Source organism: Stenotrophomonas indicatrix (assembly GCA_041545745.1).
Lineage (GTDB): Bacteria > Pseudomonadota > Gammaproteobacteria > Xanthomonadales > Xanthomonadaceae > Stenotrophomonas > Stenotrophomonas indicatrix_A.
Map to the genome: position 1 here is coordinate 2,749,399 of CP168152.1, position 17,730 is coordinate 2,767,128.

Genomic DNA, 17,730 nt, shown 5'->3' on the forward strand with positions numbered 1-17,730 from the left:
CAATGGGAACACCCCATTGCTCCGCCCTGCCGCGCACTACGCCATGCGCATCTGCGGATGCTCGCGCACCTGGTTGTCCAGTTCCTGCTGCTGGCGTTGCGACACGGCCTGCTGCCGTTCCGCGCTGGCCAGCTCCAGGCGCTGCAACGACTGCTCCACCGGTGTCTGCACGGCCAAATCAGTGGGCATGGACGCCCTCCGGTGCGCCGGATCGCTCATATCACCCTGCACCACGAACACGTTGCGGCCAGCCGGGCTGTCCGCGGTCTGTGCGCTGAGCAGCACATGGTCGGCACGGTCCAGGTTGTTCTGCCGCGCCAGGGCCATCACGCTGGCAGTCAGCCGCTCACTGTTCTCATCCGGCGTGCGCCCCGCTGCCGCATCGATGCCGGCGACATGCCCGCTGACCTGCTGTAACAGACCGTAATCGGCGTGGCCCGGTCCGATGTCTGCCAGACGCGTCGCGCCGCGCTGGAGGTCGGGCACGCCGTCAACCGATGCAGTGAACGGGCTGCGGGTGATGGTGCGATAAGGATCTTCCGGGTGGAACTGGGTGGCCTTCTGCTGCCGCTCCAGGCGGATCTCGCGGGCATCGTTGAGTTCGGCGATGCGGCCCGGATCGCTGATCTCGCGCAACGAACTGTGGCCACCGCCGGAGGTGACACTGGCCCACTTGCCGTCCTTCTCAAAGTACAACGCGTAGTCGTTGAGGCCGCCGATGACGTTGGGATCGACCGAAGATCGGCCGCCCAGGGCCTGGTTGACTTCATGGAACGCCAGCGTGCCGATGTACTGGCTCCCCTTGCTCAACCCCATCTGGGTGAACGCATCGCGGCTGGTACTTCCCACCCGCGGAAGCCCTACGCCATCGTTGTCGAGCATGTTGGTCCAGATCTGCTCCAGCTTCTGCGGGCCACTCTTTTCCAGAGCGGCCTGAAGAAGCACCCGGGGTGTCCAGCAGTTGGGATCGAGGTGATGCTGATCGAAAGCGCGATCATGAGCCAACATCACGTCAGCCCCAGGCAGGTTCAGCGCCAGGTCCGGGCGGCCTTCGGCCATCCGCTGCTGCCGTAGTTCCAGATCTCTATCGAGCAGTGTCTGCCCGAACGATTCCCACTGTCGCTCGGTCAATACGGCGTTTGGAAACCGGGAACCTTCATCGTGCTGCGTCCTGGCGACGCTTTGCGCATAGCTGTTCGCAACCCTTCCTGGCAGGCTGTCATTCCTGACGACACCCAGTGCCAGCGTTCCGTAACCGTCGGCGCCCGGTAGCTGCGACAGGTAGTTCCAATACAGCTCGCGGTTGCCCTCCTTGGCATAGCTGCCAAGGATCCTGAGGTCATGCTCGGTCAATCCACTCATGCCTGATTCCTTCCTTGGATCACTTGGATCGGGTGCGCGTGATGACATCCTTGACAGCGTCTTCCATGCGCTTCCAGTCCTTCAGGAATGCTCTCTTATAGTCGAGGACCACGGAGAGCTTGTTGTCACCATCTACGAAGTAGTGAACACAGCCAGCGGCCACCTCATCTTGCACGCTGATCACCTGATCGCCCTCCAGCCGCACGCCGTCCTGACGAAATCCCTTGGCATCACACTTGATGAATGTGTTGATCCGGCCATCGGCCTGCCGTGCGACGTACCAGTCCCTTTCGTAAGCCGGATTCCGGACCGGCGGCTTCCCGTATTGCGCCTCATAGCGCTTTGCGAACTCCTTCATCGCCGCCTCGTCGATGGCGTACGACGTCAATCCCAACGTCTCAGATTGCGGGATTCGAAGATCGAGCCTATCCCTGGGATCTCCGCGTTCCACCGAATCCGGCTCGGTAAGGGCCTCGTTGGACGCATAGCGCTCCATCAAGGCTTCGATGGGAACGCGATCAACGTAATTGATCCGAACGGAAATTTCCTTGCGGAAATCATTGGTCCTTGGATTGGCCCGGGCCCCGGGTAGCGTCGGCTTCATGTCCGGCCATTCGATCACCAGCGTCACGCCCTCCCCCGGCCATGGCGCGATCTGGCTGTCCAGATAGTTGGCGGGGATACGGAAGGTGTTCGGCCCCAGCTTCACGTCCACGGGCGCGTTGGTATAGGTGTGGCCGTTGAGGGTGCGGCCGGTCTGCGTTGCGCCGGACATGGCAGGATTCCTTTCGTTTTCGGTGGACGGCGCACGTGCGCAGGCACTGGCACTAACGGCGATTGCGATTGCGAGTGCCAGGCACCGCCCGGAGGACATCGGGTGCATCGGGCCATTCCATTGCGGGGTCTGGAGCCACTATAGGAAGATTGAGGTCGGTGGAACAGGCCCCGGGAATATCGCTTCAGGCATTTCGAACACTTCCGAGGTCGCCGCGGCCTTGGTCCCTGCGCCAAGGACAGTTCAATCAATGAGCGAATCGGGGTCCAGGTTCCGATGAATGAATCGACCAGCTTCATCCCACTCGGGTGGCGATAGGTCCATTGATTCCGTATCGACAGCGTATTGATCCTCCGTCAGCGCCTGCAGGCTCTGCTGAATCGCTGTACGGAATGAGGAGACGTCAAAGTCCTTCGGCTTGCGTGACTGGCGACTCCAGTTGTCGACCGCATGCAGCAGAGTGGAGGTGTAAGCGGCCCATTGGGCGGTTGCATCGAGATGGCGGACCTGCGTCCATTCAAGCTGACCAACCGCCAGGAACGCGTGTCTGGATCGATAATAGCGCGTCAGATCGCGTGTCGCCGCCATGGACTGCAGAACCGATTCATCGTCCAGCACGCCGCCCATGCGATGCATCTCAAATCCGAAAATGAAATGGGTAACAGAGGTACCGAACCGCTGAACGGCCAGATCATGCTGCAGGTGCGCTTCTACCCGGTTGATGTCGATCCGCCAAAGTCCTTGACTGGCATCGAAGCGCCATCCCTGCCTAAGGGCAGTGGCTTCGAAACATCCAGGTGACCAGGTTATCCAGTGCTCGAACTCCATCGGCGAATGTTCCTCTGCGATCCGTGCAAGGTGTACAAGAAGCAGCGCGTCGGCTTTGCCGGGCAAATGCCCCGCAGCTTACTGGTCTCGGGTCAGGCGAAGATTACCATCGGAGGGAAGCAGCACGCGGTACACCTGACGCTCGCCCGCGCCCAGCGTCAGATTCTGCGAGGTGGAAATGTTCGGGCAGAGACCACCGCCCGTTTCCAGTTTGAGGAAGTAGGCCCCCGGAACAACATGGAGCGTGGCCGCCTCGGCCTGCCTGATCGCCATCACCTTCTCGTTGTTGAGATAGATGTCATGCGAGCAACCGGAGCCAAAGTAACCCTTGTCACGGTTGATATAGAAGGGTTCACCCCCGTTTTCACGGACACTTACGAGAAGGCCGATCCAGGCCATAAGGAGTGTTCATGTCAAAGCGTAGGAAGTTCAGTGCCGAGTTCAAGCGCGGAGCGGTTGAGCAGGCGAGCCAGCCCGGCGTCAGCTGCGCCCAGGTGGCCCGGGAGCTGGGGATCCGCGACACCCTGCTGACCCGCTGGAAACGCGAGGCACAGAGCCCGGGGGCTATCGCCTTCGGGGCGCCGGAACACCTCGGGATGAGGAGTTGGCACGCCTCAAGCGTGAGCTGGCGCGGGTGAAGAAGGAACGGGATTTTTTGCGAGAAGCGGCGACGTTCTTTGCAAAGGGATCATCCTGAGGTATCAGGTGATCGAACGTTGCCGCGATGAGTTTCCGATTCGGCTGATGTGCCGGTGCCTGAAGGTATCGGCCAGCGGCTACTACGCGTGGAGCAAGCGCCCTGCGAGCGCCCTGCAGGTCGACAATGAGCGCCTGGTGGTACGGATGCGCGAACTGCACGAAGACAGCCGCGGTACGTTGGGGGCTGGTCGCATGCGCGAAGACCTGGCTGAGGAGGGCGAAAGTGCCAGCTTGAACCGGGTCGCGCGCCTGATGGCGGCCGACGGCCTGCAGGGCTGGCCCCGGCGGAAGCGTCGCGGGGCGCGTTGCAGCCCGGCCGTAACGCCGCCGGGCGTGGTCAACCTGCTTGAACGCGATTTTCTCGCGCTGGAGCCGGAAACCAAGTGGGTGACCGATATCACCGAGATCAAGACCCAGCAAGGCAAGCTGTATCTGTGCATCGTGCTGGATCTGTACGACCAGCGCATTGTGGGCTGGTCAATGCACGCTCGGCAGGACCGTCAGATGGTGATCCGGGCGGTGCAGATGGCGGTGTGGCAGCGGCAAGGAAGCGATGAGGTGATCCTGCATTCGGATCGTGGCAGTCAGTTCGGCAGCGGCGACTACCAAGGGTATCTCGCGGCTAACGGGCTGATCTGCTCAATGAGCGCTGTGGGGCATTGCGGCGACAACGCGGCCTGCGAAGGCTTTTTTGGGCTGCTGAAGCGCGAGCGGATCTATCGAACGAGCTACCCAACACTGGATGCAGCAAGAGCGGATGTGTTTGACTACATCGAGCGACGCCACAACCCAAGGATGCGGCGAAGGATCGCCAGGCAGGATCAGAAGGTTGCAACTCTTTTAGAACCGTCCGTGATATCGGGGTAGAACCCGTTAGATGCCGGCTCTGCTGGATCCCCTCGCTACCAAATTTCAAGGCCCGCCTTGCTTTCGACAGAGCCGTGACACAGCACCCACTGCCTGATTTCGCCAGGCAGCGGGTCCGCGGATCAACTCTCAGGCAGCGGTACTACCAACTGAACTTCAAACCGAGCTGCCCATTGAAGTCGCGATACTTCCTTGAGCCTTGCTGGTGTGCAAACTGTCCCCAGGCGCTCCAGCCGGATCCCAATTCAAGTTGCGCGCCGACCTTAGACTCGAAGATGTTCTTTGGCAGGCTTCCCCCTAAGCTCTGTCCGTCCATCGCGACTGCCAAGTCATCCCCGCCAGACCACCAGTTGATGGCCACGAAAGGCTGTACTCGATTTCGCATACCGGACAGCTCGCGCACATAAAGACGGGCACCGACACGCGTAGTCAGCCCATCGCCCCTTCCGAGTCGCACATGTGTGCCAGATGTCTCGACCACATCGTCGCTACGGAAATCGCTGTACACCACTTGGACCTGAGGCTCGATGTAGACCTTGTAGAGGTCACTTGCAGCAATCTGTAAAGCGTAGCCAGATTCGATTGACCCAGAGAACACTCGAGAGTCGTAGCGCTCCCACCCGAGGGCATCACCGTTCACCTGGTTATCGTAGCGGTCATATCTGACCGACACATCGATGTAGGAGCCAGGCTGAGTAGTCTGCCGCTGGAACCACGTGCTGTAGAGACCAATGCTCTTACCGCTCACCTTGCCCTGCGCCTGAAGCTGGCTGACTTGGGACGTTCCCCTTGTACTTGCATGACCGTAGCCCGCAATCACACCGGCGTGGACTCGGCTGGCACCGACTTCGAATCGCCTTTCCGCGCCAAGCTGCACCACGTCGGCGTTCGTCTTAACACCGATTTGTTCGCCGATAGTCCCTGAATTTAGATTCCGGCTCTGTACTCGCGCCCAAGATCCGTATGTGCCAATAGAGCCTGGGCGTGAATCGAGCGCCTGCTCGCCAACGCGGTCATGCATGGTGCCTTGGAACATGCGAAGCGCTGCGAGCTGATTTCCAAGGTACGCAGCCGGCTCGGGCCGCAGCAACGGAGTCGTCGGGCTGATAGGAACCTGCGGCTCACCGCCATCAGGGGGACTGGGCGGAACAAGCGGACCTACTGGGTCCACGGGGTCCACGGGGTCCACGGGGTCCACTGGGTCAGCTTGTGAGCGCAGATACCACCCGCCATCATTTGGCGTATCGCGCCCTCCTTGATAAAGCCGATACTCGTACAGTCCGGCTACCGCTCGCCCTTGCAGTTTAAACACGCCCGCAGAGGCGCCACCAACGTCGACGAGCTGAATACCCTGCTCAGTAGCAGAACCTGAGCCACCAGCGTTGCGGACCTGAATGTTGGTGACGCCGTTGGTGTCGCCGTTCACCACAAGCCTATCCGCAAGCGAGTTATCCGCGCCAAGTGCGACATTCATCAGAAGAAGTCCACCACCGCCGTAATAATCACCGTTGACGGTTAGCTGAGTGCCGGCGCCCCCCTGCCAGGAAGGAAATGACACCACGCCACTGTTATTCAAAGCGCCGATATTCTGATTCAACCCCATTAGATCAAGCTGCCCACCTGCGTCAATGAAGTGATTGGACGAGGCGCTGAAGGCTCCCTCGATACCCGCAGCCCATGTCCCACCCTCCACACGGGTCTCGCCTGTGTAGTCATTGCGTCCAAACAATAGCGTCGATCCAGAACCAACCTTACTTACGTTCAGAGAACCAGTGAGGCGGGGTTTAAATTCGCTAAAGTCGCCGTGATTGAAATTGACTCTGGCATCTCCCTCTCTTCCCCTCACCTCAGCTGTTTCCAAGGTGCCCGACAAGCCTCCTACGCCCATGTTCAGCACACCAGTGGAGCCCGCAACCCCCGAGAGTAAAAGGTAACCCTCCTCCGGGGTGCCTGAGGACACTCTAGCGCCATCGTCGATGGTCAGTGCGCCATTTCCAAAGAAGCCAACCTCGATATGGTCGGCTTCCGTCCAAGTGGACCCAGAGCCACTAATCTGCACCAAGGCATTCGCGTCGGATGAACAAGCGATGCAGCTTGCTTCGCCTGACTTCAGGCGTCCTCCAGCGGTCACCAAGACAGAGCCGTTACTGTCGGATCCGACATAAAGCGTCTTGTCTATCTCCCACAAACCGCCCGTCGTAATATACACATCACCTTGCGAGTTTTGGATCTGACCGATGATGGCGCTGCCAGATGTTTTTACTGTGCCGCCACCATAGACGTACATTGCCCCTTTTCCATTGACGTCAGCCGTGGAATTATTGGTGCCGCCTCCCACACCGAACAGACCAGTTTCGAGAATGGTCCCTTGTCCATCTACAGTCAGCGTCCCGTCACCGGTTTCATAATTTCCTAACATAAATGTGCCCGCCGACACTCTCGCGCCACTACTAATATTCAGCGTGCCAGAGCCATGGTCGCCAACAATAAGACTCTTACTATTTGTCCAAGTGGAGCCCGCGTCACCGATCCATACCCCGCCCTTTGATCCAACATCTTTGCCAATCGTGGCTTGAGCACTTGATAACGTGCCTCCAGCTGTAATGTCGACTTTGCCCTCGCCAGCCACCCCAACCATCAACTTTCCGGAGTTCGACCACTTCGCTCCCGATCCCGCTACGGACACGTAACCTTCGCTGCCAGACTTGCTCCCAATGAACGCGTTGACATTTGTTGCGAGCCCGTTCTCTTCTATATAGAAGCGTCCCACCCCGGCATCTCCCACGGTTAGATCACCCGTGTTAGACCATGTGCCACCGGCAGTAATGGAAACGCGTCCATCACCTCCTGAAAATCGCCCAAGCCGCCCCATCTGACTCGTGACTATTCCGCCTCGGCCGATTCTGAGCTCACCCAGGGTGTTGTGCCCCACCGAAAGCTCTCCCCCTACATCGAAGCGGCTGTCGTTGAATACATCCGCGGCGCCCGCACCGCTGTTGCCGATGATCGCCCAGAGGCCGGTAGAAACGCGCGCTCTATCGACGATGGTCATATAGGCGCCGTTGACGTTGCCAACAGTCAGATGGCCATCCGTGTGCACGATCGAACCAGCACCTGTTACTTCGATGCGATTGGAGGCCCCATTCGAATTCTGCGTATCGGCGTTGTTGTAACCAGCATAGATGTTGCCCGCGGCCAACACCGATCCGCCATTGCTCACCATAAGGGCGCCCGCACCTTGATTCCCAACATACAGCTCGCCTGACGTCGTGAGCTCTCCGTCGCTGACGGTCGCATACCCGGAGGTGCCCGTGTGATCCGCTATCACGACCGAGCCAGCGCTGACGGCTGCGCCTTGGCTCACCGCCAAAAAGCCTTGCCCGCTGTCACCGATTACTGCAGCCCCAGAAGTCGCGAAAGAGGTGTCTTCGCCGTCTACGGTGAGGCTTCCGTTTCCCTTTTTAGTGCCGCTTTCGGAGGTAACGCCCAAGCGGATACCTGCAGTAGAATCTGGCGCGCTGAGTACTTTGCCCCCGCCGGATAAAGCGAGCTCACCAAAGTCATCTGAACCCACAACAATCTCTTCGTTGATTTCCCACAGACTCGGGAGAGTGCCACTGCCATCTCCAATTACGCTGTCCTTGCCATTCAACGGCGCCGCGACAGCAGGGCTGCCGATTGACACTGCGATGCCAATTGCGAAGGCGAGGTTGGACACGCAGATTGGGCTTCTTCCGAGCGTTGCCGCAGTTGCGCTCAGCGGACTCATTACGAGGTTCTTACGGGGAATTGTCTTCATTTGGAGTGACCAAACACAGATGGTACACATCATGCTGGGCGCCACTTCCGATCGGGCCTATCAGACAATTCCTAAAATGCGATGCGACGAAGGCGATGGCTTGCGCCTATCGCCTATAGCTTGACCATAGTGGACGCACAGCGCTGCTCCTGCGCGTCCTTGACCCGCTCCAGCCTTCGTCCCCGCCTCAGGCGCCGGGCCTGCTGCAGCTGCGAGGCCACGGCCATGCCCAAAAGAAAAGGCACCGGATCCCGGTGCCCTTCTTAGAAGCCAGCAACTTAGGAGCCAGCAACGCCTACGAGGTAGTGAGGTTGGCCCTCATCCAGTCCCTGACGCTTTCCAGCTTCGCTCCGGTCTTCGCGTTGAAGGTCTTTTCCATTCCCCAAGATACGCCCCTGCCCTGAGCGAAGGCAGCGCGGTACTTCTTGATCATATTCGACGGGTCGTCTGCCAACTCCCGCATCAATCGCGGAACGTCCCACACAGCCAAGTTGAAGGGGCTGCCAAATTGTTCTTCCAACATGGCCGGCAGCGCTTCATACCGAATCGTGTCACCCGCCAGATAGACGATCTCGTTGCGAATCGCGGGCGTATGGAAGACGATCTGAGCGGTCATTGCACCAATGTCATCCGGCGTGGTGAGCGTCACAGCGTTAGTCCGGGAACCCAGGGCATTCACCCTCTTCCCCTTAAGATCGATGACACTAAATTCGGGCTCGAAAAGATAGCTAGTGAACATCCCGGTGGAAATGACAACCCAGTCCATCGCGGACTGCGAACGCAGATAATCGCGCACATCGAGCTGGGCATCGAACAGATCCTGCGGACCACCGCGCCCGATTGCGTCGAAGTCCACACCGAATTGCCAAGGGAAGTACCTCGGGATACCCGACTTCACTGCAGCACGCGCAACCTTCATCGGCGTGTCGCGGCCAGCCGCGTAGCCCGTGCAGCCAATCACAGTGTCGTACTTGGAGAACATGGCCGCCAATTCGTCCACAGTGGCAGCCACTAGGTCGCCAGACACAATGGCCACACCCAGCGAGCGGATCTCATCAACCACAACGCGCTTCTCAGGCAAGTCCGAAGCAATGGAAGCGGATCGGAGCATCACGCTGATGCTTGCGCCATGCTCCTTCCCTAGGCGGGCGAGATTACGAATAACTGGCATTCCGAGCTCACCGGCACCCAGGACCAGGATCGCGCGGGATTGGATCGGGGTAGACATTCAAACCACCATGTGTGTGTACGATGGCGGCGATTCTGGCCCCCTCCTCATCGCGACGTAAGAAGGCACACCGATGATACCGACCGTACCGTTCATGAGTTCTGACGAGCTCCTGCGGCATTCCCAATCGATATGCGACGGCATGAGCGCGGACGACGACGGCCTTCGGCGCGAGGTTCTTGCGCACGCTGGCAGCCGCTGGTCGCTTGGCATCATTCATGCCTTGGGCGTGTACGGAACACTGCGTCACGCCGATGTTGCGCGGAGGATGACGGGAATCACCCAGCGCATGCTGACACGCACCCTCCGCCAGCTGGAAAGGGATGGCTTGATCTACCGACACGATTTCCGAGAAGTTCCCCCTCGCGTTGAATACAGCATCACCCCGCTGGGCAAAGACCTTCTAGTTCTGATGATCCCCATGTGGACTTGGGTCGTGCAGCACGCCGAGGAGTTCCGACACTGCCGCGAGATCTACGACAGCAACCACGCCTCCCTTGTACCTGACTCGCCTCGAGACAGCGAGTCTCAATAGCGAGGAATCACCTGTCCTCGTCCGGCCCTTACCCAAGCCTTCATCGGGTCCTTCGCCCTGGGCTTGGTCACCGCCGGCCGCCGGCGAGGCTCCAGCGCTTCCTTCACCCGCTCCAGCTCCTTCGCCCCCGCCTCGGCCAGACGCCGGGCCTGCTGCAGCTGCTCGGGTGTCGGCGGCGGGCCGGGCAGCGGCGGTAGAGGTTCCCTCGGCGAGTCGTCCACCATCCGAGCCACAGCGGCTCGCAGGCGCAGCTCTGGGTAGAGCCTGGCCGCGCACCAGCGCTCGGCGTACCGCTTGCCCTGGTCGACGCTCGCCGCCCATACGTCCTTGGTCTGCCACGTCTTCCGGGCATCAAGGTGCACACGCACGCCGCGCTCCTTCGCCGGCGAAACTTGGGCGATCTGCCGGCCGCCCCACCACAGCACCCAGCCCTCCCCCATCTGGACCCAGCCAGTGGGTGGTGGCGCTGAGCGGAAGCCTTGGTAGCCGTGCGAGGGAAGCATGGCCGGAAGGATACGGCCGGCGGTCGCAAAGGCTGCGACAAGATCGCCTCGACACGCTGAACCGTTCGGGATCACGCCCCGGCCACGCGCCAGCGGGCTACGCTCCGGCCATGTGCGGCCGATTCGTCCAGCTCCCCGTTGTCGACTTTGGCCAGCCCGGCCTGGCTGACCTTGCCCCCGGCCTGGCCGAGATCGAGTCCAGCTACAACCGGCGCCGACGCAGCGCGCCTCGATCATATTGGACTGCGGCGAAGGCCGGCAGGTTAACCGCCGGGGTGAGCTAATCGAGCGGAACTTCCGCACCGAGCAGCGTCGATTTCGGATCTGACGCTTGGTGTCCCGCCTCTGGTCGCCGTAGTCTTCTGGCCAAGCGCGCATCAAACTGGGAGCGACATGGAGAACCGCAGCACTTCGGCCAGCGTAAGCACACGGGCCGCCCACCGCTCACGAGCAATGCGGATCAGCTACCTCACCGCCATTGGACTGGCCCTGCTGGTCCTGATCGTCAATGCTGTACTGCCCTGGCCGACCGGCGGTGGCGCTTACAGCGGCATGGGCATGATGATGATGATGCCGCTACTGCTGATGGCGCTGTTCACTGCAGGGATGATCTGCATGACTATCGTCGCCATGGTTGCGCACCTAAACGGCCTTAGAGGTCTGCAGGTGCTGGGAGTATCGCTGTTCTCGCTTGCCCTCACGCTGGCGGCGATGTTGCTGGGTGCCAATTGATGACCCCGGCATCGGTCGTCTTCCCACCAATACCTGTCGAGCCCGCCATGAGCACCGAGATCACCGAAACCCTTGACCGCCTTCATGCCTGCGAGGCCGGACTTGAGGTGCATCGGGGCTACCTCAAGGCGATGGAATACGCCCTACGCGTTTCATTTCTGACCCATCAGGATCCAGACGCCCTGCTCGACACATGGACAAGGCTGCTCCCGTCGATTGCACGCACCCACGCGGATGATGGCGGCCCGCTCTTCGTGGCAGCGTTTCAGCAATCCCTGACAGTTCTAACCGAGCAGATTGGGCTGGATAGCAACGATCCCTAGGCCGCCAGCCGATGCTCGTAGAACGGGTGCCGCTTGTCGTCAAAGATCCGGTACAGCGCGGCCATGCAGCAAGATTTGAATTCTGCGGGCATCGGAGTGCTGTCGCGCTGGCGCGCTCAATCATGTGTCAAAACATTTCCAATAGCATCAAACCTTCTATTGACGAGCACGGCTCAAATTGATAATCAGCCTATGCACTTCATCAAAGAGCTTCCGTCAATCGATGACTAGTGCATCACTAGAAGGAGCTTTCATCATGAGGATTCTCGCTGCCGTACTAGCTCTCAGCGCCGCCCCAATCAGCATCGCCTATGCAGACACAACATCGCTGGAATGCGACAGCTGCTCCATCCAGCAGATGGACAATACAGCTTGGGAATATTCATTAGGCCTAGGCATGCCTTCCGACAACGTCCTGTATGTATTGAATCCGTCCAACAACATCGCACGCAAGTACCGCGTCATGCGCGACCGGGAAGGCGGTCCAATCTGCGACAAACTGCCGCCCGGCTCCGTGGAGTGCGAACCATTTTCAATCATCGACAATATGGCGGTCGAGCAGGCCGCGGTGGATTACCTTGGTTACCGACGAGCATCCATGGCGGCGGGGCCGTTCGTAATTACCGCCCCTGAATATCCAAGCAACCCGTATGACGACATTCAAAATCCCCAGAAACGAAACAGTATCGACGACCTTCTTAAGCAGCAATTTGGAACATACACATACATCGCAAACGGTGCAGCCGCGCTTGGAATATCCATCTGGGCCCCCTTCACGATCAAATATGCAGACGGTGGAGAATCCCTATACAACTGGAACGCGGCTACGAATAAGTATGAGCCAATTTCAGTTTCCTACAAGGATCAGTTCGGAAACTTGATCCCTATCAGCGTAGAGCAGCTTTCTGAGAACAGGGGCGGGGTAACGACCAAGTTCGAGTTCCCCGAAGGAACAGATCCCGCCGACATTGCCGCCATGGTTAACCAATTGAACAATCTCGGCGTCTCAGTTGGTGGTGGTGGTGGCGGAAGCGCACCAACCGGCCCTCAGATCCTCCTCTGCACCAGTTCGATTTCGTCCGACCGGGTATCGGTCTCTTGCAGCTGGCTATAGCGCATGAAAATCATCCCACAAAAAATCAGCATATTCGTTTTTGCGACATCCGTCCTGGCAATTGTTTTCCTCGGATATTTACTTCCACGCGCATTCGCCCCGGCGGGCGAATCGCCAACCCTTTCGCCTTGGATGTTCAATGGCCTGCTCGCAGCTGGGGTTATTGCAGCGCTCTCCGCACCGTTTGCGTTACGCGGCTTGTTAAGCCAGGTCGCAAAGAGGCGAAAAGATCCGCAGTAGGGGCTCGCCACGGCCATACGCGGGCGGCCCTGCAACCGGGGCCGCCCGCGCCGAAGCGCCTCCGCATGGATGATTGCGGCATTCTCCCTACATCACCAGGCAGAGAATTACCCTCAAAAAACACCAAGCACGGCGAACTCCTGCAGCGACACGGTGGCGCCGGTCATTCGGACCAGCTTCTGGTAAGCGGCTTCGATCTGGGCGGAGTAGCACATACGCGCACTCTGCCGCCGGCGTCCTTCACGCGACGTGAGGACAGTGACGCCCCCGGAGGGGGCGTCCTTGAACGATCCTCAGATGATCCAATCAGAGCCAGATGTAGCCCTGGATGCCCTCGAACACAGCTTGGTACTTACCTTCGCAATTTGGATCAAGCGTATCGAAGTGATCGTTGTAGGCGTACACCTTCGGGATGTTTCGCGTACAGCGATAAAGCGGCACCGTACCCGGAAGCTGCGTACCAGCCATGTATCCAGTGATTGGCATACCGTTGGTCGTCTTCATGTGGCCTTCGCAGTTCGGATCCCGGGACGAAAATGAATCCATCCAATTGTTATGCAAGCATGCATAGAGGGTAATGCTTCCCTCGAATGGATAGTACGAGATGAAGCCGAGTATCCCCTCTCGATAACCAGGATGCTTCGATCCCGCGGCAGTGATGGGGCGCGCAGTGAATGTATTCTCTTTCCACCTCCATCGTTCCAGCTCGACCAACTGGACGCCAGAAGGCGGATCAGCAGCATAGGCATTCGCCTCTGCAAGGATCTTCGGAGATGCCCCCAAATAGTCAATGTCCTGCGCGACAGCGCTCAACGACAGCGATCCAGCAAGTACGGCGGCCATAGCAATCATCTTCTTCACATCTACTCCTTTTCAAAAATGGACATCCAAATTTCCAGCGAGCCTCATGCTCGCCATTCGATTCTAGTTGGATGCACAGCGACTGACTGAGACCCATATCGAAGTTCAACCTCTGGAGCTCGCACGCTGCTGGCCAGCGAGACGCCTGCCATGGAGGCCCGCGTCAGCCGCGCGGTCAACACGCCGAGGAACAACCGCGAGGATCTCCTGCTACAGATCGCCTGATATTCGCACTGCGCAGATGCGAATCGTTCACCGGGGTGATCGGGGCAGTCCGACGCGCTACCCTCTGCCTTGTTCGCAGCACAACATAAGGAGAGCGTCATGCGCATACTACTGGCCACCCTCATTGCAGCAGTGCCGGCCTTTGGTGCCGCTTGCTCTGCTGCTGCGCGTACTAGCGATACAGCTGGTCCTGAAGCGGTGCCACAGCACTACAGCATTGAGGAATGCCATTCGTATGCTGAAGCAGCTGCTGCACTTGTCGAGGAACGAAATCGCGGTGGTGATAAGGGCAGCATGCAAGATTTGTTGGTCGGCCCGGAGGAATCCCGCAGGGACATGCTATCCCTCATCGACTATGTATGGTCCGCACGAGGAGCTCTGGCTTGGTCCGCGTCCCATCAGGCCAAGGCAACGCTGGAACGGCAATGTAAGGGCCGCAAGACTACTAGGGAGATTGGAGCGAGGATCGACTGACATTTGTATGGATCCATGTGTGATCCATCATGCTGAAAGCACTCGATGCAGGATTTCATATTGCCCGGGTCATAGGCGTACTGCGCTGAAAACTCTTGCAGCGACAGCGTGGCGCCGGTCATGCGGACCAGCTTCTGGTATGCGGCCTCGATTTGGGCGGAATAGCACATGGCCGACATCTGACGCCCAGGCCCGTGTATGAACGGTGATGCAGCCCGGCACTTTGCCGGACTGCAAGCGAGTTACAGGAATATGTAGCCCAAGAGCTTCTCGAACTGCGCCAAACCTTCACCCTCGCAGTTCGAAGACAGGGTATCGAAGTGATCCTTCGTCAACTCAATGTAGCAGCGGTACAAAGGCACGGTTCCTGGCAACTGAGTCGATGCCAAATAGCCCTCGAAGTAGCCAAAATAGTTCGGCTGATTCTGCCCTTCACAGCCAGGATCATTCGTGCTGAAGTACTTGTGATCCCAGTTGGTGTCCTTGCTCCACATGTAGCAGACGTACATTGGCCGAGCATCTGCGAAATAGGTGGTGGACACAAAGCCCAGCGTACCCTCTTTCCTCCACCCCAGGTCCTCCCAGTTGTTCGGCATCTCGTGGTAGGAAAGATGGTTTTTCGTCTTGTTGTTGAAAAGTCGAAAAACCTCTCGGCCAGTAAAACCGCCGGGACGGTCAGACAACGGCGCGGCGAGTACGCTTGCCATGGAGCTCTCATCCATCGGCAACGCAGTCGGCTCTTTCGCGACGGCACCAGACGCTGCCATGCTCAGAGCAAGTAGAACAGACAACTTTTTCATGATTTCCCTTCTATCCATGCGAGCGTCTTGCCCGCACGGCTATGCTACATAAATATGGGGGTCTGATCTGTGACCTATAACCTCATCAGCCGAACCCCAGCGGCACCTCGGTCAGGTCCACGATGAAGATCGACGCGTTCTGAGGCCCCATCGTTGCGCCGCCAACCGGGAAGGTATTGGTGATGAGCGTCTGTTGGGAAACCTGCAATCTTGAAATGAAGATTCGGTTGTCGCTGGTCATGTGGAAATGGTCGGCCGTCATGGTGCATCGGTCCTGCGATACCGAGTTGTAGTAGAACCGCGGCGACGGGATTGCAATTCCGATCTTTGTGCCTGGAAAGAACTGGCCGATTTCAATGGGAGGTCCGGGCACCGTTGGCAGCGGCACCACCTGAAGAACGCGCAGTCCCTTTCGCCTTGAGTCGTAGAACACCGTGCCGTCCTCGCCGCGCATGCGCAACCCAACCGGCCCGGTCGCTGCCCGCTCGGCGGCGCTGAACGTGTAGTACTCGAACACCGTGTTGGGTGCAGCGCTGGAGGCGTACACGGCGCACGTAATCGTGCTCTGTACCAGAGTGAATCCTGTGTTCGTTGTCACAGCATCATTCACGTATCGGCAAACGTGGAGGCTCGTCATACCGTTCGTTGATGCCAGCACACCACTCGGAGACCATGACCCAAACGGTGGGGAGCCGCCGGTCGCGCCGCCGGAGAACGTGCCAGTGTTGAGCGTCCCCGACTTGGCCAACTGCAGGTTCCGATACCCGAGGCCAATCTGGATCTGCCCGGTGCCCTGATTGCGTACGCGCAGTCCTACAGCCATCAGCTGTATACCCCGTAGTGAAGCGTGATGCCGCCGACGGTGCTCGTGGTCGGCTGACTTGGAAACATTTCCATCCTGACGTGGTAGTTCACCACGTCAGGTTCCCAGTTCCAAGTGATGCTGTTGCCCGATATCGTCACTGATGGGACCAGCATCCCGTACGCCGATCTCTGCCCTTCGCACGTGAAGTAGTAGAAGGGCTCGCCGCCCAAGAAGTCGTTGACGACCAGGCCCCCATTTGCCTCGGGCGGAGCGATCCATTTGTTGTTGGAGTTGACCGGGTTGTAGAGCGGGAACGTGTACGACCCGATCATCTTCGACAGCCTGGTGGTTACCGAGGACTCGACGTAACCGTTCTCGCTTCTTACCCGCAGACCGACGTCAGCCATTACTGCAGCACTCCCAGTTCCACGGCGAGATTCCCATTCGGGTAGCGAATGTAGATGCCCTGGTTCGTGATGTTCAGGCGATACCCACCGGCGACCGTACCGTTGAACTCGAAGCCACCACCCGCCGCTTTATTGATTCGCCAGCCGGTTTGGCCTGGCACGTAGTCGTCGGACTGGATGGCCCCACTGATCTTCGCATTGGTGATCGCAGCATCGGCGATCTTGGCACTGGTGATCCACGCCGTTCCGATCAGGGCCTGATTGATGAAGGTTTGTCCACCCTGGATCACGAAGGGCGAAGTCAGCTGTCCGTTGACTAGATTCACGAACGCAAAACGATCTGCAGCGAACAGCACCTGGCTCTGGTAACTACCATCGGGCTGGTTCTCGATGCCGATGCCCATACCCGCCGCGTAGTACTGGCCGTTGGCCGCGATCTGCAGCTTCAGATTCCATGACGCGCTGATCTTGCCATCCACGTCTACCAAGGCCTGGCTGGTCTGCTGCACCATCGCTTGGGTTTCGCCAACCGATGCCTCGGTATTTCCCACCCGCCGCCCCAGCGCATAGTCGCCGCTGGCAATGACCGTCAGCGTGGTGATCGTACCCGCGAACGAGTCCTCATCGCCCGCGTTCCAGTCTTCGTCACCCGCGTGCTCAGCACTGTACTGCGCCACCAGTCCGTCTACCCGATTGCCGACAGCAGTGACCTTGCCGTCCACCTCTGTAACGTCCAGCTCCAGCTGGTCGACCCTGCCGACCAATGCCCCAGCCTCGGCCACTGCGTCACCCACGCTCTTCCACTTCGTACCTGGAGGCTCCTCATTGCCCGGCTCGGAATCGGTCCAGAGCCAGATCTTGCCGTTGTGCACCACTGTCTGTTTGAGCTCATAGATTGAATCAGAGTCCCAAACCAACGGTGCGAACTGCTCGATGCTTTCGATGGGCGCGAGCAGATCCTGGCCCAAGGCGCTTTTGTTGATCAGACCGGAGAAGTGCTTGTCGTACTCGGTTACATCGGTACTCGACTCGCCCACGACGCCTGCACCGGCCGGATACCACGGGCCGATGTTGCCGCTCTTGTCGACCAACCGTGCCCAGAAATAGAACTTTGCGCCGGCGGCCAGACCGTCCAGCTGCAAGCGGTTCCTGG

The 17,730-nt window shown here is 59.1% G+C and carries 17 protein-coding genes and 1 pseudogene; 6 read left to right on the forward strand and 12 right to left on the reverse strand.

Annotation, left to right across the window (positions count from 1 at the left end):
* Positions 1-36: 36 nt before the first annotated feature.
* The 4 genes from ACEF39_RS12615 to ACEF39_RS12630 all read right to left on the reverse strand — a co-directional run bounded on the left by ACEF39_RS12615 (position 37) and on the right by ACEF39_RS12630 (position 3,364).
* Complete coding sequence (locus tag ACEF39_RS12615; RefSeq protein ID WP_500285295.1) at positions 37-1,362, reverse strand: Smlt3024 family type IV secretion system effector; 1,326 nt, start codon at positions 1,360-1,362, stop codon at positions 37-39.
* Positions 1,363-1,381: 19 nt separating this feature from the next.
* Positions 1,382-2,245: a Smlt3025 familytype IV secretion system inhibitor gene (locus ACEF39_RS12620; RefSeq protein ID WP_500285296.1), complete on the reverse strand. Its 864-nt coding sequence runs from the start codon at positions 2,243-2,245 to the stop codon at positions 1,382-1,384.
* A 135-nt stretch (positions 2,246-2,380) separates the two neighbouring features.
* Positions 2,381-2,965 carry a hypothetical protein gene (locus ACEF39_RS12625; protein WP_500285297.1) on the reverse strand — a complete coding sequence of 195 codons (585 nt, stop codon included), beginning with the start codon at positions 2,963-2,965 and terminating at the stop codon, positions 2,381-2,383.
* Between the two features lie 78 nt (positions 2,966-3,043).
* Positions 3,044-3,364: a hypothetical protein gene (locus ACEF39_RS12630; protein WP_500285298.1), complete on the reverse strand. Its 321-nt coding sequence runs from the start codon at positions 3,362-3,364 to the stop codon at positions 3,044-3,046.
* A gap of 11 nt (positions 3,365-3,375) precedes the next feature.
* Here ACEF39_RS12630 and ACEF39_RS12635 point away from each other — a divergent pair.
* Positions 3,376-4,531: pseudogene (locus ACEF39_RS12635) on the forward strand (IS3 family transposase).
* Positions 4,532-4,673: 142 nt separating this feature from the next.
* Here the strand turns inward: ACEF39_RS12635 and ACEF39_RS12640 are convergent.
* Both ACEF39_RS12640 and ACEF39_RS12645 read right to left on the reverse strand, forming a co-directional pair.
* Complete coding sequence (locus ACEF39_RS12640) at positions 4,674-8,249, reverse strand: autotransporter family protein (protein ID WP_500285299.1); 3,576 nt, start codon at positions 8,247-8,249, stop codon at positions 4,674-4,676.
* A 376-nt stretch (positions 8,250-8,625) separates the two neighbouring features.
* Positions 8,626-9,558 carry an aromatic alcohol reductase gene (locus tag ACEF39_RS12645; protein WP_500285300.1) on the reverse strand — a complete coding sequence of 311 codons (933 nt, stop codon included), beginning with the start codon at positions 9,556-9,558 and terminating at the stop codon, positions 8,626-8,628.
* Positions 9,559-9,652: 94 nt separating this feature from the next.
* Here ACEF39_RS12645 and ACEF39_RS12650 point away from each other — a divergent pair, with 94 nt between their 5' ends.
* Positions 9,653-10,093: a winged helix-turn-helix transcriptional regulator gene (locus tag ACEF39_RS12650; RefSeq protein ID WP_394196495.1), complete on the forward strand. Its 441-nt coding sequence runs from the start codon at positions 9,653-9,655 to the stop codon at positions 10,091-10,093.
* Here the strand turns inward: ACEF39_RS12650 and ACEF39_RS12655 are convergent.
* Positions 10,087-10,596 carry a hypothetical protein gene (locus tag ACEF39_RS12655; RefSeq protein ID WP_500285301.1) on the reverse strand — a complete coding sequence of 170 codons (510 nt, stop codon included), beginning with the start codon at positions 10,594-10,596 and terminating at the stop codon, positions 10,087-10,089. The two genes, ACEF39_RS12650 and ACEF39_RS12655, sit on opposite strands and share 7 nt — an antisense overlap.
* Positions 10,597-11,049: 453 nt before the next feature.
* Here ACEF39_RS12655 and ACEF39_RS12660 point away from each other — a divergent pair, with 453 nt between their 5' ends.
* From ACEF39_RS12660 to ACEF39_RS12675, 4 genes are all read left to right on the forward strand, one after another.
* On the forward strand, positions 11,050-11,328 hold the full coding sequence (locus ACEF39_RS12660) for a hypothetical protein (protein ID WP_500285302.1): 279 nt from the start codon (positions 11,050-11,052) through the stop codon (positions 11,326-11,328).
* A gap of 47 nt (positions 11,329-11,375) precedes the next feature.
* Positions 11,376-11,651, forward strand: coding sequence for a hypothetical protein (locus ACEF39_RS12665; protein WP_500285303.1), 276 nt, complete (start codon positions 11,376-11,378; stop codon positions 11,649-11,651).
* A 256-nt stretch (positions 11,652-11,907) separates the two neighbouring features.
* A complete protein-coding gene (locus tag ACEF39_RS12670) occupies positions 11,908-12,765 on the forward strand; it encodes a hypothetical protein (RefSeq protein ID WP_500285304.1) in 858 nt (285 codons plus the stop codon).
* A 3-nt stretch (positions 12,766-12,768) separates the two neighbouring features.
* Positions 12,769-13,005, forward strand: coding sequence for a hypothetical protein (locus ACEF39_RS12675; RefSeq protein ID WP_500285305.1), 237 nt, complete (start codon positions 12,769-12,771; stop codon positions 13,003-13,005).
* 306 nt (positions 13,006-13,311) lie between these two features.
* On the opposite strand, the gene ACEF39_RS12680 is transcribed toward ACEF39_RS12675, so the two are convergent.
* The 5 genes from ACEF39_RS12680 to ACEF39_RS12700 form a co-directional block, all read right to left on the reverse strand.
* Entirely contained in the window at positions 13,312-13,866 is a 555-nt protein-coding gene (locus ACEF39_RS12680; protein WP_500285306.1) for a hypothetical protein, read from the reverse strand.
* Positions 13,867-14,807: 941 nt separating this feature from the next.
* Entirely contained in the window at positions 14,808-15,365 is a 558-nt protein-coding gene (locus ACEF39_RS12685; protein ID WP_500285307.1) for a hypothetical protein, read from the reverse strand.
* A gap of 85 nt (positions 15,366-15,450) precedes the next feature.
* A complete protein-coding gene (locus tag ACEF39_RS12690; protein ID WP_500285308.1) occupies positions 15,451-16,188 on the reverse strand; it encodes a hypothetical protein in 738 nt (245 codons plus the stop codon).
* The gene (locus tag ACEF39_RS12695) at positions 16,188-16,577 is read right to left on the reverse strand and encodes a hypothetical protein (RefSeq protein WP_500285309.1); all 390 of its coding nucleotides are present in this window, start codon (positions 16,575-16,577) and stop codon (positions 16,188-16,190) included. The genes ACEF39_RS12690 and ACEF39_RS12695 overlap by 1 nt, the downstream gene beginning before the upstream one ends.
* A complete protein-coding gene (locus ACEF39_RS12700) occupies positions 16,577-17,719 on the reverse strand; it encodes a DUF1983 domain-containing protein (RefSeq protein ID WP_500285310.1) in 1,143 nt (380 codons plus the stop codon). The genes ACEF39_RS12695 and ACEF39_RS12700 overlap by 1 nt, the downstream gene beginning before the upstream one ends.
* Positions 17,720-17,730 lie beyond the last annotated feature (11 nt).

Coding starts and splice junctions, on each gene's coding strand:
- ACEF39_RS12615 (WP_500285295.1), bottom strand. CDS start 1,362: ATGAGTGGATTGACCGAGCATGACCTCAGGATCCTTGGCAGCTATGCC.
- ACEF39_RS12620 (WP_500285296.1), bottom strand. CDS start 2,245: ATGCACCCGATGTCCTCCGGGCGGTGCCTGGCACTCGCAATCGCAATC.
- ACEF39_RS12625 (WP_500285297.1), bottom strand. CDS start 2,965: ATGGAGTTCGAGCACTGGATAACCTGGTCACCTGGATGTTTCGAAGCC.
- ACEF39_RS12630 (WP_500285298.1), bottom strand. CDS start 3,364: ATGGCCTGGATCGGCCTTCTCGTAAGTGTCCGTGAAAACGGGGGTGAA.
- ACEF39_RS12645 (WP_500285300.1), bottom strand. CDS start 9,558: ATGTCTACCCCGATCCAATCCCGCGCGATCCTGGTCCTGGGTGCCGGT.
- ACEF39_RS12650 (WP_394196495.1), top strand. CDS start 9,653: ATGAGTTCTGACGAGCTCCTGCGGCATTCCCAATCGATATGCGACGGC.
- ACEF39_RS12655 (WP_500285301.1), bottom strand. CDS start 10,596: ATGCTTCCCTCGCACGGCTACCAAGGCTTCCGCTCAGCGCCACCACCC.
- ACEF39_RS12660 (WP_500285302.1), top strand. CDS start 11,050: ATGCGGATCAGCTACCTCACCGCCATTGGACTGGCCCTGCTGGTCCTG.
- ACEF39_RS12665 (WP_500285303.1), top strand. CDS start 11,376: ATGAGCACCGAGATCACCGAAACCCTTGACCGCCTTCATGCCTGCGAG.
- ACEF39_RS12670 (WP_500285304.1), top strand. CDS start 11,908: ATGAGGATTCTCGCTGCCGTACTAGCTCTCAGCGCCGCCCCAATCAGC.
- ACEF39_RS12675 (WP_500285305.1), top strand. CDS start 12,769: ATGAAAATCATCCCACAAAAAATCAGCATATTCGTTTTTGCGACATCC.
- ACEF39_RS12685 (WP_500285307.1), bottom strand. CDS start 15,365: ATGAAAAAGTTGTCTGTTCTACTTGCTCTGAGCATGGCAGCGTCTGGT.
- ACEF39_RS12690 (WP_500285308.1), bottom strand. CDS start 16,188: ATGGCTGTAGGACTGCGCGTACGCAATCAGGGCACCGGGCAGATCCAG.
- ACEF39_RS12695 (WP_500285309.1), bottom strand. CDS start 16,577: ATGGCTGACGTCGGTCTGCGGGTAAGAAGCGAGAACGGTTACGTCGAG.